The 14,196-nt window shown below is 35.6% G+C and carries 13 protein-coding genes; 10 read left to right on the top strand and 3 right to left on the bottom strand.

All coding sequences use genetic code 11. From position 1 onward, the window contains the following. Positions 1-53 precede the first annotated feature (53 nt). The 3 genes from AAC601_RS17110 to AAC601_RS17100 all read left to right on the top strand — a co-directional run bounded on the left by AAC601_RS17110 (position 54) and on the right by AAC601_RS17100 (position 4,405). A complete protein-coding gene (locus tag AAC601_RS17110; RefSeq protein WP_340153927.1) occupies positions 54-1,208 on the top strand; it encodes an SAM-dependent methyltransferase in 1,155 nt (384 codons plus the stop codon). A gap of 405 nt (positions 1,209-1,613) precedes the next feature. Then, the gene (locus tag AAC601_RS17105) at positions 1,614-4,037 is read left to right on the top strand and encodes a penicillin acylase family protein (protein WP_303270300.1); all 2,424 of its coding nucleotides are present in this window, start codon (positions 1,614-1,616) and stop codon (positions 4,035-4,037) included. After that, positions 4,034-4,405 (top strand): hypothetical protein, encoded by a 372-nt coding sequence (locus tag AAC601_RS17100; RefSeq protein ID WP_303270301.1) that lies wholly within the window; start codon positions 4,034-4,036, stop codon positions 4,403-4,405. The genes AAC601_RS17105 and AAC601_RS17100 overlap by 4 nt, the downstream gene beginning before the upstream one ends. 98 nt (positions 4,406-4,503) lie before the next feature. Here AAC601_RS17100 and AAC601_RS17095 read toward each other — a convergent pair whose 3' ends face one another. Next, positions 4,504-5,016, bottom strand: a complete 513-nt coding sequence (locus AAC601_RS17095; RefSeq protein WP_303270302.1) for a DUF4920 domain-containing protein — start codon at positions 5,014-5,016, stop codon at positions 4,504-4,506. Positions 5,017-5,137: 121 nt separating this feature from the next. Between AAC601_RS17095 and AAC601_RS17090 the strand changes: the two genes are divergently transcribed. From AAC601_RS17090 to AAC601_RS17080, 3 genes are all read left to right on the top strand, one after another. Beyond that, positions 5,138-5,317 carry a hypothetical protein gene (locus AAC601_RS17090; RefSeq protein ID WP_303270303.1) on the top strand — a complete coding sequence of 60 codons (180 nt, stop codon included), beginning with the start codon at positions 5,138-5,140 and terminating at the stop codon, positions 5,315-5,317. 170 nt (positions 5,318-5,487) lie between these two features. After that, a complete protein-coding gene (gene leuS / locus AAC601_RS17085) occupies positions 5,488-8,220 on the top strand; it encodes a leucine--tRNA ligase (RefSeq protein ID WP_340153926.1) in 2,733 nt (910 codons plus the stop codon). Between the two features lie 127 nt (positions 8,221-8,347). Beyond that, positions 8,348-8,584 carry a hypothetical protein gene (locus tag AAC601_RS17080; protein ID WP_303270305.1) on the top strand — a complete coding sequence of 79 codons (237 nt, stop codon included), beginning with the start codon at positions 8,348-8,350 and terminating at the stop codon, positions 8,582-8,584. 114 nt (positions 8,585-8,698) lie between these two features. On the opposite strand, the gene AAC601_RS17075 is transcribed toward AAC601_RS17080, so the two are convergent. Together AAC601_RS17075 and AAC601_RS17070 are read right to left on the bottom strand one after the other, a co-directional pair. Continuing rightward, entirely contained in the window at positions 8,699-9,292 is a 594-nt protein-coding gene (locus AAC601_RS17075) for a hypothetical protein (protein ID WP_340153925.1), read from the bottom strand. Positions 9,293-9,361: 69 nt separating this feature from the next. Continuing rightward, entirely contained in the window at positions 9,362-9,946 is a 585-nt protein-coding gene (locus tag AAC601_RS17070; protein ID WP_340153924.1) for an acyl carrier protein phosphodiesterase, read from the bottom strand. 80 nt (positions 9,947-10,026) lie between these two features. On the opposite strand from AAC601_RS17070, the gene AAC601_RS17065 reads away from it, so the two are divergent. The 4 genes from AAC601_RS17065 (at position 10,027) to AAC601_RS17050 (ending at position 14,096) form a co-directional block, all read left to right on the top strand. Then, entirely contained in the window at positions 10,027-10,467 is a 441-nt protein-coding gene (locus tag AAC601_RS17065) for a hypothetical protein (RefSeq protein ID WP_340153923.1), read from the top strand. Between the two features lie 37 nt (positions 10,468-10,504). Then, positions 10,505-11,785: an amidohydrolase family protein gene (locus tag AAC601_RS17060; protein ID WP_340153922.1), complete on the top strand. Its 1,281-nt coding sequence runs from the start codon at positions 10,505-10,507 to the stop codon at positions 11,783-11,785. A 615-nt stretch (positions 11,786-12,400) separates the two neighbouring features. Continuing rightward, a complete protein-coding gene (locus tag AAC601_RS17055) occupies positions 12,401-13,477 on the top strand; it encodes a M42 family metallopeptidase (protein WP_303270310.1) in 1,077 nt (358 codons plus the stop codon). A gap of 100 nt (positions 13,478-13,577) precedes the next feature. Beyond that, positions 13,578-14,096: a YfiR family protein gene (locus AAC601_RS17050; RefSeq protein WP_340153921.1), complete on the top strand. Its 519-nt coding sequence runs from the start codon at positions 13,578-13,580 to the stop codon at positions 14,094-14,096. The last annotated feature ends 100 nt before the right edge of the window (positions 14,097-14,196 follow it).

Genomic DNA, 14,196 nt, shown 5'->3' with positions numbered 1-14,196 from the left:
TAATTAATTTCGATTCGGTTAAGAATGTTAGCTTCCGTAGATTTGCAAATAAGATGAATGAAACGCAACAATTCTTTCAGGAAATTAAACAAGCTAGAACAGCGGATACTTTTGTAAAGCTAACTTTAAGTAAACCAATACGAAAGTCGGCAGATTTAGAAAATGTATACCTTCGTGAAGTAGAGATTCAAAAAGAAAAAATGATCTCTTTCACTTACCGATTCAAGACGAATGATCAGGTAAAAAACTATTCCTTAGATGGAGCCATAGACGAATTGGCAATTCTGTTGAACTCTTCCTTTCGTATTGCTACTTTGTTTACATTGGAGAAAGACGTTGCAATTCGAATTAATAAAAAGGGCAAAACATCGATTGCTACCATCCCACCAACCTTCAGTGACAAGCTTCCTGTACATCATGACAAGCATAAAGTAAAGCGGGTTTCTGACAGTGAGTTCTTGTTTCATTTGGGAATAAAGGATAAGCAAGGAAAACTTATCCCTAAAATGGCCGACAAGTATAAGCAGATTAATAAGTATTTAGAGATCATTGATGATTTGCTTAAATCTACCCCACTGCCCAAGAAAGTAAATATAGTGGATATGGGATCTGGCAAAGGCTATTTAACATTTGCTCTTTATGATTTCTTGCGAAACACCCGCCAGTTGGATATACAAGTAACTGGGATAGAGCTAAGAGAGGACCTAGTAACCTATTGCAATGAGGTCGCCAAAAAATGTGGATACAGTAGCCTATCCTTTATTTCAGAACGAATTGAAAATTACAATGCGGATAGAATAGACGTACTGATAGCCCTTCATGCGTGCGATACAGCCACTGATGATGCGATTTATAAAGGCTTAAGGTCTAAATCATCGCTAATTATTTGTGCCCCCTGTTGCCATAAGCAAGTACGACAAAGTGTTAAAGGGACAACTCAGGAAAACCCTATCCTTAAATACGGTATTTTTCAAGAACGCCAGTTTGAGATGGTAACCGATACCATACGGGCGCTCATTTTAGAGAAAAACCAATACAACACAAAAGTATTCGAATTCATCTCTAATGAACACACAAGAAAAAATGTAATGTTAGTGGCAACAAAGGCAAGTAAATCTCCCAATATTGAAGCAATCGAAGCCAAAATCGAAGGTTTAAAAAAAGAGTATGGAGTTGCAGAACATTACTTGGAGACACGAATAGATTAGAGTGGACAATTAAATATTCCCTATCAAAAGCTCTAGTTTCTAATCTTTTGAGCATTACTATTTTTTCTTTGTATGAACGACTCTAGCTATTTACCCTATAGAGATTAAAGTTCCAAATAGGTGAAAAATCTAAAAGACAGAAAATTATGTTGTACGAATTCGATTGCTACTAAACCTTCAGATAGGCTAGCACATAATTTCAAATATTATTAGTTTAGGAGTGATCTGACAGTTTAAATATTATTCTGTATAAAATTGTCTTATTTAGAGAATATTTTAGCTAATTCCTGAATTCTCAATATTACTATATAGGTTTCAAACCCTCTCATTAAATTTTATAGCCATCCATTATATTATAAATCCAATTTTTTATACATTAGGCATTGATTTAAAGCTTCATTCCCTATGAATTTCATAAAATTTATCTTCCCCTTTCTTATTTCATTGGCTCTGGTTGTGGGCTTAAATAATAAATGGGGACAGGTTCCTCCGTTAGGAAAGTTTCTCGATCCTTATAATGGGTTTTGGGCTAATTCCGAAAACCAAGATATTACATTTAAAGAGAACCCTGTTATCACAGGTTTAAATGAAGAAGTCAGTGTCTATTACGATTCCATTTTAGTTCCTCACGTTTATGCTAACAATGACCATGATTTGTACATGGCCCAAGGATACGTGACGGCACAAAATCGCTTATGGCAGATGGAATTTCAAACACATGCTTCAGGTGGAAGAGTTTCAGAAATTATTGGAAAAGATGCACTGGATTTCGACCGCTATCAAAGAAGAAACGGACTGCTTTATGGAGCTGAGAAAGCTGTAAAACTAATGGCTGAAGATCCGATCATTGGACCAATCTTAAATGCTTATACTGAAGGTATCAATCAGTACATTGCTTCTTTAGAATACAAAGACCTTCCCATTGAATATAAATTATTGGACTATCGGCCTGAACCATGGACCAATTTAAAGTCAGGACTACTACTTAAGTATATGGCAAATGACTTAGCCGGTGGTGATAGTGATGCAGAAAACACTCAATTATTAAAAATGCTAGGAAAAGAAAGATTCGATTTCTTATTCCCTGATAGCTACAAAGATTTCGACCCTGTAATTCCTAAAAGCAGGAAATGGGATTTTGCAGCAGAAACTGTTGAAAGACCTGATTCTATTGAATTCCCTCTGGTTTTTCCCAACAATAAAGCTCCACAACCTGATCCGCAAAACGGAAGTAACAATTGGACTGTTCATGGAAGTAAAACATCTACTGGAAAACCAATCCTTGCTAACGACCCCCATCTTGGGCTTAATCTCCCCTCAATATGGTATGTGATGCATTTGAATTCTCCTTCCGTTAATGTTTATGGATCCACTTTGCCGGGAGCTTTGGGAGTCATAATTGGCTTCAATGATAGTGTTGCTTGGGGCGTTACTAATGCTACCAGAGATGTAAGAGACTGGTATCACATTACTTTCAAAGATAATGATAAGAAAGAATATTATTACAATGGTAAATGGTTAAAAACCCAAAAAGTAATCCAAGAATTCGAAATTCGTGGCGATGAAAACTACTTTGACACCATTTTTTATACTCATCATGGCCCTATTGTTTATGATGAAAACTTCAGATCTGAAAATAATAAGTCAAATTTTGCATTGAGATGGACAGCTCACGACCCATCAAACGAACAATTGACATTTCATCTTCTCAACAGAGCTAAAAATTATGATGACTATAAGAATGCTTTGACTTTTTACGATTGCCCTGCACAAAACTTTGCTTATGCAGATGTTCATGGTGATATAGCTTTATGGATCAACGGAAAATTCCCTTTGAGATGGGAAGAGCAGGGTAAATTTATAATGGATGGCTCTAGAGCAGACATGGATTGGGCTGGTTTTATCCCAAGAGAACACAATGCTCACATGAAAAATCCTAAACAGGCTTATTTAAGTTCTGCCAATCAAATCCCTGTTGATAGCACGTACCCGTACTATCATTATGATAGAGGGTATGAGCATTATCGCAATAGAAGATTAAACCGAAAACTAGAAACACTTGAAAATATCACGGTAGAAGACATGATGCGTTTGCAAAATGACAATTTTTGGCTCATGGCATCTGAAATTTTACCTAACATCTTGGGTAGTCTAAACCGAAATAATATGAATGAGGAGGAAAAAACCGCATTTGATGCACTATCCAATTGGAATTATATGGCGGATCAAGAAATGACAGCCCCAGCCTACTTTGAAATTTTATGGGATAACTTGTATCGTAATTTATGGGATGAATTTTATGGACTAGAGAATGCTGTTAGAAGACCGGAATTACCTGTTACTATTCAGATTTTAAAAGATAGTATTACTGATCCTTATATAGATTATCAAAAAACTGATAAAAAGGAAAGTATCAATGACCTCTTTCACATGAGCTTTACTTCAGCTGTTGATTCCATTGAAAATTGGAAATCAACCAACGATAAAGAACTGACTTGGAGCAATTTCAAAAATACTACGGTCCAACATCTTGCTCGCTTAGCTCCTTTTAGCACCAAGAATATTCAAATCGGAGGAAACAAGCATATTTTAAATGCCACTTCCGGGAGACATGGTCCTTCTTGGAGAATGTTAGTGTCATTGGAAGAACCAATTAAAGCATATGGTGTATATCCGGGAGGCCAATCTGGGAATCCTGGTAGTTACTACTATGATAATTTAATTGAAAAGTGGAGCAACGGTGAATATTACGAATTGGAAAATAAAGCTAATGCTTCCGACCTGCAAAATATTATTTTCACTCAAACATTAACCCCTAAAGCAAAATGAAATTTATCATCAGAACTATAATAATTGTAGTGGCAGCTCATTTTTCATTGCTCTATTTTCCGTGGTGGTCAATGGCTATTTGTGCGTTTTTCGCAGGAGCAATTATAGCAGGGAAGAACTTAAGTACATTTTTCAGCGGATTTATCGGGCTTGGCATTTTATGGTTAATCCAAGCATTCCTTATCCATAATGATTCAAGCGGTATGCTTTCCAATAAAATTGCCGCCTTATTTAATTTAAGCGATGGGATTTATATGGTGATAATTTCAGGCGTTGTCGCTGGATTGATTGGTGGCTTCAGCACCTTATCCGGATTTCGCTTTCGAAAACTTTTTAGTAGGGATAAAAGTAGAGAATTATATAGATGAAATTGATATAATAGTTTTTAAAAAAAGCAGTCAAATTATAGAATCTGACTGCTTTTTCATTTATAGGTATTTGAAAATAGAAATTAAAGAAAGTGAAATTAATCCATTAACTTAACTCCAGAAGCCACAAATTTATAATCCATTCTTGGTTCAGTAATTTCAGCAATCTCTTCTTCAGATTTTCCACCATCTTCAGCAAAATGCTTTAAGGTTTCCACATCAGTTTCTTCTTTCTTAGCAGTCCCTACCATCTTTACTGATTTCCCAGCTAGGTCCTTCGGCATAAAAAAGCCGTAATCCTTGAATGTTACTCTCATTGATTCTCCGTTTGGCAAATCAACTTTCATCCAACATCCCTTTGCTTGGCAAACCTCCGTTACTTTAGCCTCAACAACTGCCATAACAGAATCATTTGAATCCATCTCTCTCACTAAACTAGCTAGTTGAATTTCATTTTCAATACTAAAAGATTCACCCAAAAAGGCATCGGTTTTTTCCATTTCAACCGCCTGTTTTTCTTCCGCTTCAGAAGTCTTTTCAGAGCTATCTTTTTGACTACATGCTGTAAATCCTACAGCAACCACTAGAATTGATACAAATATATTTTTCATAAGTTTTTTGATTATTAATACGAAGGTAATTTTTATCTCGTTAATAAAAAAGAAAAATATCAATGCAACTTTTTAGGGTTTGGCATAATCATTGTAAAAGAAGTTTATAAATAGGAACAAAATGGAAAAGAGTAAAAATTTGAGCCGAAATGTTTTCTTAGCCATTGGAATATTAGTCGGCATTTTGATTTTTCTTTTAGGCTCACAGCTTAATGCTAATTTAGGCCATGCTCAAAAGCAAGAGTTCAAAAACGAACAGCTTGAAGAACCAAATCCTATTGTAAAGAAATTTTTTAGTTAGTTTTAGTTTAGTGATTAGTTGGTTAATGATTAAAGGTGCTCACGGGCACCTTTTTTTATGCCTTTTTTTGAAAAGATTACCGTAATCTATTCCTTCCCAAGTCAAAAGCTTTAATTTTGCACTTTCTATCATTTAATCATAATCAATAATAGATTAATATACGCAGCATTATGTCAGAATATCAGTTCAGAGAAACCGAAAAGAAATGGCAAGCCTACTGGGAGAAAAACCAAGTATTCAAAGCAGAAGACAACTTTAATAAACCAAAGTACTATACACTAGACATGTTTCCCTATCCATCGGGAGCAGGATTGCATGTTGGGCATCCTTTAGGATATATTGCTTCAGATATTGTTGCTCGTTACAAAAAGCAGCAGGGTTTTAATGTATTACATCCTATGGGATTTGATTCCTTCGGACTTCCTGCTGAACAATATGCTATTCAAACTGGGCAGCATCCTGCAATCACTACAGAGCAAAACATTAATCGATACATTGAACAGCTGAAAAATATTGGTTTCGCCTATGATTGGGATAGAGAAGTTCGTACTAGCGATCCCTCTTTTTATAAATGGACACAATGGATATTTATGCTATTATTCAATAGCTGGTATGATAAAGTAGATGATAAGGCAAGACATATTCTAGTGCTAGAAGAGCACTTCGAGAAAACTGGTAACCAATTGGTGAAAGCAGCCTGCGATGAAGAAGTTGAGCCTTTTACAGCAGAAGATTGGTTCAATTACTCTGAAGAGGAAAAACAAAAAACTCTGCTAAAATATAGAATTGCGTACTTATCGGAAGCAGTAGTGAACTGGTGTCCGGCTTTGGGCACAGTACTGTCCAATGATGAAGTCAAAGACGGATATAGCGAAAGAGGAGGACATCCTGTGGAGCGAAAAAAAATGATGCAATGGAGTATGCGAATATCAGCATTTGCTGATCGCCTGCTAAGAGGATTGGAAGAATTGGATTGGCCAGAGCCTGTGAAAGAAATGCAACGCAACTGGATTGGGAAGTCAGTTGGTGCTCAATTAGGTTTTCAACTTTCTAAGAGCGAGGAGAAAATAGAGGTTTTTACCACCAGAATTGATACTATTTATGGAGTGACCTTCATGGTATTGGCTCCAGAACATGAATTAGTAGAGAAAATCACTACTTCAGCACAAAAGGAATCAGTAAAAGATTATGTAAACATTGCTAAAAATCGTTCTGAACGGGAAAGAATGACTGAAGTAAAGCGTGTTTCAGGAGTCTTTACTGGAGCATATGCTATACATCCTTTCACCGAGGAAAAAATACCAGTATGGATTGGCGATTACGTATTAGCGGGCTATGGAACAGGTGCTGTAATGGCCGTTCCTTCCGATGATGATAGAGATAAAGCATTTGCAGAGCATTTTGAGCTACCTATCGTAGAAGTCGTGGAAAATGATAAAATCATCAATTCTGATTTTTTATCAGGCCTGAATATAAAAGATGCTCAAATGAAAGCTATTGACTTTTTGAAAGATAAAGGAATTGGTTATGCTAAAATTAACTATAGAATGCGAGATGCTATTTTCAGTCGTCAGCGTTACTGGGGAGAGCCAGTTCCGGTTTACTTCAAAAATGATATTCCTTATTTATTAGAAGAAGACCAATTACCATTAAAATTACCTGAAGTAGATAAATATTTACCAACGGAGGATGGTGAACCTCCTTTAGCCAGAGCCAAAAACTGGAAGACAGAGGAAGGATATAACTTAGAAAAAAGCACCATGCCAGGTTGGGCAGGTTCTAGTTGGTATATGTTCCGGTATATGGATGCCCAAAATAAGGATGCATTTGTTGATGAAGAAAAGCAAAAGTATTGGGAAAATGTAGATTTATATATCGGAGGTTCAGAACATGCCACTGGACATTTATTGTACTCTCGTTTCTGGACAAAATTCCTCTACGATTTAGGCTATATCAGCGTAGATGAACCATTCCAAAAGATGATTAATCAGGGGATGATTCAGGGAAGAAGTAATTTTGTTTATAGAATTGAAGGTCAGAATAAATTTGTCTCTCATGGACTAAAAGACGAATACAAAACACAAAGTCTTCATGTTGATGTCAATATTGTACATAACGATACCTTGGATTTAGAAGCTTTTAAAAGATGGAGACCCGAGCATGCAGATGCTGAATTCATCCTTGAAGACGGGAAGTACATTTGCGGTGCAGAAGTAGAAAAAATGTCTAAGTCCAAGTACAATGTGGTCAATCCTGATGATGTGATTGAAAAGTACGGAGCAGACACTTTAAGACTTTACGAAATGTTTTTGGGGCCACTTGAGCAGTTTAAACCTTGGAATACTAATGGAATTGACGGAACTGCAAAATTCTTAAAGAAACTATGGCGATTATTTCATGATGCAGATGGTAATTTCAAAGTGGCAGAAGGCGAGCCAGAAAAGCAAGCATTAAAAGCCTTGCACCAAGCCATTCAAAAAGCGGAATATGATATCGAGTATTTCTCCTTCAATACATCAGTTTCTACTTTCATGATTTGCGTGAATACATTAACTGAATTGAAATGCAATAATAAAACAGTATTAAGTGATACAGTGAGGATAATAGCTCCATATGCTCCTCATATCTGTGAGGAACTGTGGTCACTATTGGGTAATGAAGGTAGTATTTCGGAAGCAGGTTGGCCAACTTTTAATCCAGATTTCATTAAAGAAGATGCTCATACTTATCCTGTATCGGTCAATGGAAAGCACAGAGATAATATGACTTTTGCTCTAGATGCAGCAAAAGAAGATATTGAAAAAGCTGTTTTAGAAAATCCTAAAGTGCAAAAATGGATTGAAGATAAGCCAATCAAGAAAATGATTATTGTGCCCAAGAAAATTGTGAACATTGTAGTTTAAGCGGCCCAAGGTAGGCGCTTTGACTATACTTGTACCGCATTATGCAACTTTGGCAGCTGGTGCAAGCGTCTCGCTTGTGCCTTATTACATATAAAGACGTTCTATTTTTAATAATTGAATAAATTCTATGAAAAGCAGTGCAGTAGTCCATGAGTATTTTAAAAGAGTTTTTGATGACTATATAGTCCTAGTACAATTGAATCCTATGGACTTCAGTGGATTGGAATTAATTGTTCATCCTGACAAAAAACTAGAGAAAACCAAAATGCAATTTGATGAGGACATCAAAGAGGATTTGGAAGTTGATGAATTTAAACCGATCTCGGCTTTAGAGTTCAATTTATATTTAAAAGGACTGGCTTGATAAAAGATATTAAAAATGCCTAAGCGGATTATTGAACTTGCAACATACCTTAACTACAAATATAACTTGCGCAAGAATCTCGCTTGTGCCGATGCTAAAAAAAATTAGATAAATTTACAAGCCTAAAACTATTCCTACCTGATTTGGACCTAATTGCACATGTGATAAAAAATCAGAAATCTGACTGCTGTGCTTGCTGTGGATAGTATGCAGAGCAATATCAAAAACGAAAAGAAAGCAACCTTGTAAAATCACCGATTTACCATAGCCTCTTAATCTTTCTGGTCTGTTGGTAGTATTTTTAGCTTTCTCAATCAAATAAAATCCGCCAGCTATATAAGCCAAATCCAAACCCGCATTGAATAACAATGTTTTTTGAAAAGATACTTGATCGTCTAATAATACGGAAGCATTTTCTGGTATTTCGCCAGTAGCTGTGAAATAATAACCTGCACCTGCAATTCCTAGGTTCACTACATTCCAGATCAGGTTCATTTCATGAAAATAAGCAGTCTGCCCGCTGCCTTGACTCCTTCCAATAGCTCCTGAAATCATGTTTCCAACAGCCCATGTGCCTAAAATGGCCATCCCCGTTTTTCTAACTTTTACATCATTTTTGTATGCTTCTAAGAGAGAATCATTTTGAGCAAATCCTTCAATTGTAAAAAATAACATAAAAAAGATGAACAGCAAGCAATACTTTTTCATAGTAAATAACTTTCAATTTGTTTGAATACTTACAACATAAAGCATCTAAACTTACACTTTGTTTACATACTAATTCTTTTTCAAAAAATCATGGCAGAAATTGATCAGCTCACTAAAAAACAATTCAAATTCCACTTCAAAGGCTTTATGATGCTTTTTCAATTCAGCAACCGACTGCTCCATTTTGGAGTTAAACTTTGAGCGATTTGCCATACCATGCATAACCCGTTCAATTCCCTCAAAATATTGATAGTTGTACAACCAATCGTGCTTTATCATGAAAGGAAGCATATAAAGGACCTTTTTGGGCAATATGCTGATATAGCTTTCCAACATTTTATACTGCTGATCAACATATACCCTTAAATCCCGGTCGTGATAATTTCTCCAATTTCTGGCTAAATAATGATCATAATAAATATCTACAATCACACCTGCGTAATGACCATATTTAGGCCTTAACCTATCTTTGCTCTTTTGCACAACAGAATGATGGTCTGTGAATTCATCTATTGCCCAATGCATTTTGATGCCCTTATTAATGGTTTCAGTATAATTCTCCATGTCGGAGGCTTTTACAAAATCACCAATGAAATTGCCAATTTTAACTTCATCCAATTCACCTGATAGATACAAATGCGCCAAAAAATTCATGATTTTCAATATAAGGTAATTCAATCAATAATTCCCTAACATTTTGTATATTGCTCATTGATGTGATGATTTTTTAAACCATGAAATTTGAGTTGGCATTGACTACTGAAAAAATACACTCCCATTTAATCCATTTATATCAGCTAGCCAAAATTGATAATCGCTTCGTAAAAGAAGAAAAAAGATACCTCTATGCTTTAGGTAGAAAGAATGACGTCACTGAAAAAGAGGTTGATGACATCATAGAAGACTCATCAACTCTAGCCTTTCATGAACCGGAAACGATTAAAGAAAAAATCATTTTTCTATATGAATATATTCAAATGATGTTGGTCGATAACAAACTGGATGAGCGCGAGGCTCAAATGTGTGCAATAATTGCAGAAAGAATGGGGTTGGACAGAGGATTAGTTGGCAGCATGACCAACTCTATTGTGACGGCTAAAGACGAAGATGAAAAGCCTGAGTTAAGTGATCAGGAATTATCATTATATATCACTAACCCTGATGATTTACTTTAATATTGGATATAAAAATAATACGTAAAATTAACATTATATGAAAAAGCTATTACAAGTCTTAATATTGGGCTTTTTAAGCACCAGTTTATGTGCACAAACAAGCTATTTGCATTGTGGAAAATTAATAGATGTGGAGAAATCCAAAATCTTAAATGAAATGACCATTATCGTAGAGGGCGATAAAATACAGTCTATTAAAAATGGATATGTAGAAGCACCTGAGGGTGCTCAGGCCATTGATCTAAAATCAAAAACAGTAATGCCAGGATTATTCGATATGCATGTGCACCTAGAGAGCGAAACCTCAAAGGATGGGTATATCAAAAGATTTACTTTAAATGATGCCGATATTGCTTTTCAGTCCACAGTATATGCTAAAAAAACATTGATGGCAGGCTTTACTTCGGTTCGTGATTTGGGTGGAAGTGGAGTTAACAGCAGCTTGAGAGATGCAATAAATAAAGGCTTTGTAGATGGGCCAACCATTTATTCTGCTGGAAAATCAATAGCAACAACAGGAGGTCATGCAGACCCAACTAATGGCTATAAGGATGACCTAATGGGAAATCCAGGGCCTGCAGAAGGTGTTGTGAATAGTCCGGAAGAGGCAAGAAAAGCAGTCAGACAACGCTATAAAAACGGAGCAGATGTTATCAAAATCACCGCGACTGGTGGTGTTTTAAGTATGGCTAAAAGTGGTCAAAATCCTCAATTCTTTGAAGATGAATTAAAGGCTATTGTAGAAACTGCGAATGATTACGGAATGCTAACTGCAGCTCATGCTCATGGGGATGAAGGAATGCAGCGTGCCATAAGGGCTGGAATCAAAACCATTGAACATGGTACTTTAATGTCTGAAGAAACTATGAAATTGATGAAAGAATATGATACATATTATGTCCCGACCATTACAGCAGGCAAAAGTGTAGCGGAGTTAGCAGAAATTGAAGGCTATTACCCAGAAGTCGTAGTTCCTAAAGCAAAAGCAATAGGGCCAAAGATTCAAGATACTTTTAGCAAAGCTTACAAATACGGTGTTAACATCGCTTTCGGAACCGATGCTGGGGTATTTATACATGGTGATAATGGAAAGGAATTTGGCTATATGGTAGAAGCAGGAATGAAACCCATGGAATCCATTATTTCTGCAACTGTAACTCCAGCTAAGCTTCTAAATGTTTATGACCAATATGGATCAATTTCACAAGGCAAAATTGCTGATATAATTGCAGTAAGTGAAGACCCTACGGAAAATATCAGGACGATGGAATCAGTAGATTTTGTAATGAAAAAAGGAAAAATTTATAAAAATCAATAATTTGAGTTAATTGTTCAATACTAGAACGTAGAAAAAGGTCACGGCTTGGATTTGCTTAATTCTAGATGCCAAATTCACATCAATTTTAGCCCATAATTATTTTAAGTACTTATGGGCTTTTTTGTTGAAAACCCAGCACGCTAAAGGCCCCTTTAAATAAGACATTCACTCGTCATTTTCAATTAAATAGGTCATCCCTCGTGTTCAAATACGAACGATCGACTGTCCGTATTTAAGACTGATTCAAGCATCCATGTACATTATAGCTGAGATATAGACATATGAGCTATTGGCACAACAATTGAATTATGCTTTTAAAAACTAACTAAAATCATGATAAAGTTCTTACTTTGGTGTATACTACTAGTAATATGTTGGCCTTTGGCAATTATTGTGCTATTTATTTACCCTATAATTTGGTTGATACTACTTCCTTTTAGATTGCTAGGTTTTGCAGTTGGCTTTTCCTTTAGCATAATCGCAGGGATTTTCTTATTCCCATTTTTAGTTGCAGGCAGAACTTAATCTTTCGATTTTCATAATTTACGGATATCTAGTAACCTTTTACTAGCTCCAACGCTTATCTTAGCAAGATTAAACTTGTAAAATTCAATTATGGATAAGATAGCAGAAGACTTTCTATTTAAATATTTAAATAACGCAGCACCAACGGGATTTGAGACCAGTGGCCAAAAACTTTGGCTAGATTACATCAAACCTTATACAGATGAGTTCATTCAGGACAATTACGGAACTGTAGCGGCAATTATCAATAAAGATGCACCATATAAAGTGGTGATCGAAGCTCATGCTGATGAGATTTCATGGTTTGTTAATTATATTTCCGATGATGGCTATATCTATGTAATCAGGAATGGTGGTTCAGATCACCAAATTGCACCCTCAAAAAGAGTAAATATACATACTGAAAAAGGGGTGGTCAAAGGAATTTTCGGTTGGCCAGCCATACATGTCCGCAATAAAGAAAACGACATCAAACCAGAATTAAAAAATATATTTGTGGACGTTGGAGCCGATAATAAGGAAGAAGTTGAAAAAATGGGAATTCATGTAGGTTGCGTTATTACTTTTGATGACGAGCCCATGTACATGAAAGATAAAGATTACATTGTTGGTCGTGCACTAGATAATCGAATCGGTGGATTTATGATAGCGGAAGTCGCAAGAAAAATCCATGAAAATAAGGACAAAATTCCTTTTGCTTTATATATAGTCAATGCTGTTCAAGAAGAAGTGGGATTAAAAGGAGCCCAAATGATAGCACAACACATCAAACCAGACGTGGCCGTTATAACCGATGTATGTCATGATACTCATTCACCTTTATACAATAAGATTGAAAGCGGTGATCAGAAGTCTGGTGGAGGTCCGGTTTTAACTTACGGACCGGCAGTTCAAAACAATCTTTTAAAGATGTTGATAGAGCTGGCGGAAAAAGGGAATATTCCTTTTCAAAGATCAGCAGCAAGCCGAGCTACTGGCACTGATACTGATGCATTTGCGTACAGTAACGAGGGCGTTCCGTCTGCTTTGGTATCACTTCCACTTAAGTACATGCATACGACTGTAGAAATGGTACATAGCAAGGATGTACAATCAGTTATTAATTTATTACATTCATTCATTGTAAACCTTAAAGACAAGCATAATTTTAGATACGATTTGTCTTAATTTATCAAAATATTACTCCTGAAAGCTATTGAGGCTTTTTCGATTTACTGATAAAAATCATAATCCTACCTTTGTAGAGTAAATTATCAATAAACACAAAATGAAAAGAATCAGTAGAGTATTTATCGTAGTCGCATTAATGGCTTTTGGTTTTTCTTTAAAATCAGGAGAAAGACCAATGCATGAAATCCATTCTATGCTCATGTTTAATTTTATTAAATATGTGGAATGGCCAGCAGATGCCAAATCAGGTAATTTTGTTATTGCAGTAGTAGGTGATGAAGACGTTGCTTCTACCATTCAAAATTTTTACGCAAAGAGAACCGTGAAAGGACAGACTGTTAAAGTGGTAAATGTAGATAATGTTAGTGCCGTTAATAATGCTCATGTTCTTTACTTATCAAGCAACAGAAGCAGAGAATTTGACACAGCAAAAGAAAAATTTACAGGAAAATCTACCTTAATGATTACAGATAAAAATGGTTTGGGTAAGAAAGGAAGCTGTATTAATTTTCAAGAAATAAACGGAAAATTAAAATTTGAAATCAACCAAGAATCCATAAAAGGAAATAACTTGAAGGTTTCAAATCAATTATCCAGCATGGGAATATTGATTTAATAAAATATAGTGATTTAGTTTAGTTTTTTACCCTAGCTGGAGACTCGTTTAGATCTCATTGCTAGGGTTTTTTCATTAAAATTAAAATATTATAATTAAA

The sequence above is a fragment of the uncultured Marivirga sp. genome (assembly GCF_963974845.1).
Classification (GTDB): Bacteria; Bacteroidota; Bacteroidia; order Cytophagales; family Cyclobacteriaceae; genus Marivirga; species Marivirga harenae.
The sequence above is the reverse complement of the archived record's forward strand: the minus strand, read 5'-3'. Positions and strand labels throughout refer to the sequence as shown.

Excerpts from the sequence above, each read along its gene's own strand:
- AAC601_RS17110 (WP_340153927.1), top strand. The coding sequence starts at position 54 with ATGAATGAAACGCAACAATTCTTTCAGGAAATTAAACAAGCTAGAACA.
- AAC601_RS17105 (WP_303270300.1), top strand. The coding sequence starts at position 1,614 with ATGAATTTCATAAAATTTATCTTCCCCTTTCTTATTTCATTGGCTCTG.
- AAC601_RS17100 (WP_303270301.1), top strand. The coding sequence starts at position 4,034 with ATGAAATTTATCATCAGAACTATAATAATTGTAGTGGCAGCTCATTTT.
- AAC601_RS17095 (WP_303270302.1), bottom strand. The coding sequence starts at position 5,016 with ATGAAAAATATATTTGTATCAATTCTAGTGGTTGCTGTAGGATTTACA.
- AAC601_RS17090 (WP_303270303.1), top strand. The coding sequence starts at position 5,138 with ATGGAAAAGAGTAAAAATTTGAGCCGAAATGTTTTCTTAGCCATTGGA.
- leuS (WP_340153926.1), top strand. The coding sequence starts at position 5,488 with ATGTCAGAATATCAGTTCAGAGAAACCGAAAAGAAATGGCAAGCCTAC.
- AAC601_RS17080 (WP_303270305.1), top strand. The coding sequence starts at position 8,348 with ATGAAAAGCAGTGCAGTAGTCCATGAGTATTTTAAAAGAGTTTTTGAT.
- AAC601_RS17075 (WP_340153925.1), bottom strand. The coding sequence starts at position 9,292 with ATGAAAAAGTATTGCTTGCTGTTCATCTTTTTTATGTTATTTTTTACA.
- AAC601_RS17070 (WP_340153924.1), bottom strand. The coding sequence starts at position 9,946 with ATGAATTTTTTGGCGCATTTGTATCTATCAGGTGAATTGGATGAAGTT.
- AAC601_RS17065 (WP_340153923.1), top strand. The coding sequence starts at position 10,027 with ATGAAATTTGAGTTGGCATTGACTACTGAAAAAATACACTCCCATTTA.
- AAC601_RS17060 (WP_340153922.1), top strand. The coding sequence starts at position 10,505 with ATGAAAAAGCTATTACAAGTCTTAATATTGGGCTTTTTAAGCACCAGT.
- AAC601_RS17055 (WP_303270310.1), top strand. The coding sequence starts at position 12,401 with ATGGATAAGATAGCAGAAGACTTTCTATTTAAATATTTAAATAACGCA.
- AAC601_RS17050 (WP_340153921.1), top strand. The coding sequence starts at position 13,578 with ATGAAAAGAATCAGTAGAGTATTTATCGTAGTCGCATTAATGGCTTTT.